The 1,364-nt window shown below is 64.4% G+C and carries 2 protein-coding genes; both read right to left on the bottom strand.

What is annotated here, in order from left to right; genetic code table 11:
• The coding region (locus tag H7E91_RS11425) for a DDE-type integrase/transposase/recombinase (RefSeq protein ID WP_182355240.1) at positions 1-871 on the bottom strand (871 nt) is incomplete at its 3' end.
• 2 nt (positions 872-873) lie between these two features.
• Positions 874-1,308: a hypothetical protein gene (locus H7E91_RS11420; protein ID WP_182355239.1), complete on the bottom strand. Its 435-nt coding sequence runs from the start codon at positions 1,306-1,308 to the stop codon at positions 874-876.
• Positions 1,309-1,364: the final 56 nt, after the last annotated feature.

Below are 1,364 nucleotides of genomic sequence, written 5' to 3'. Positions count from 1 at the left end.
CACGTCGCGCCCAGGCTTCCCGCCAGGTGCCGTCGTGGACCTCGTCCGGGGAGAACAACGCGATCCCGGAGTGCTTGTGGTTCTGGTTGTACCAGGGCACGTACCAGTCGACGTATGCACGTGCTTCCTCGAGCGTCGTGAAGACGCCGGGATAGTTCGGACGATACTTCATGGTGCGGAACTCCGACTCCGAGAACGGGTTGTCGTTGCTCACCCGAGGCCGGTTGTGGGTCTGCGTCACGTTGAGCTCTCTCAGGAGGTCGCTCAGCACTCCCGAGCGCATCGCGGGCCCAGAGTCCGCGTGCACGGCGTCAGGGATCCCGTGCTGGGCGAACGCGTCCTCGAACATCTCCACCGCAAGGTCATCAACCTCGCGTTCCTCGACCCGGCAGCCGACGAGTTTGCGGGAGAAGATATCGATGATCGAGTACGCCTTGAACGCCACCGCGCGCCACGGGGTGCGCAGATCGGTGATGTCCCACGACCACACCTGCCCAGGACCGGTCCCCACCAACACCGGTGCTTCTCGCGGTGTTCGGCTGCTGCTGCCGCGCCGGGTGGGGGCGACCGGGCGGGCAGACTGATCCTCGATGCCTCGGGCAATCCGCCACCAGGAGCGGCGGGAGGCGAGCATCACCCCGTCGTCCCACGCGGAGGCGAACGAGTGGTCCACCGAGTTGCCATCCGCCCAGCCAGCCGTGATCCGAGCCTCGACCACTGCCCGGTCAGCTAGGCCGATCCGCGACGAATACGCCCGATCCTTCTGCGGTATCGGCTCAGTCACCCGCTGGCGCGGGCTCGACCGGTAATGCCACGTTGACCTGGACAAACCCGCAAGCTCGAGTGCCTGCCGCTCTGATCCCAGAATCACCGTCAGCTGTCCGATGAGATCGTTCTCGGCGTCGAGGAATCCAACGGAGCTGGTGTCGTCGGGGTTGCTGCGGGCTCTTGCTCGCTCATCTGATGCAAGAGCCCGATAGCTTTTCCCAGAGCATCGTTAGTCTGCTCCAGTTCACGCACCCGAGCGGTCAAACGGGCGACTTCTACCTCCTGCGCTGCACGCTCACGGGCGCGTTGCCTCTCGATACCAGTGCGCTTTTCCGGTGGGACTGTCACAACACCACCCTCTCGCGGGATCAACCCGCGGTCAAGATCGCCGTCAAACACCGCCGACCGCCACCGCCGCAGACGGTCATACGAGACGCCCTGCCCCTCGAGCCAAAACGCCTTCTGCCCATACGGTGTCAGCTCGTACCGATGCACGAACTCACGTATCTGCTCCGCCGTGAACCCCGGACTGATCGACATACCCGCCAACTCCCTCGCTGATCATGAATGACTCACAACCAGCCTGGCAAAGAGGG

This window comes from Flaviflexus huanghaiensis, from assembly GCF_014118685.1.
Lineage (GTDB): Bacteria > Actinomycetota > Actinomycetes > Actinomycetales > Actinomycetaceae > Flaviflexus > Flaviflexus huanghaiensis.
This window is presented reverse-complemented; position numbering and strand designations above follow the sequence as displayed.

Coding starts and splice junctions, on each gene's coding strand:
- H7E91_RS11420 (WP_182355239.1), bottom strand. CDS start 1,308: ATGTCGATCAGTCCGGGGTTCACGGCGGAGCAGATACGTGAGTTCGTG.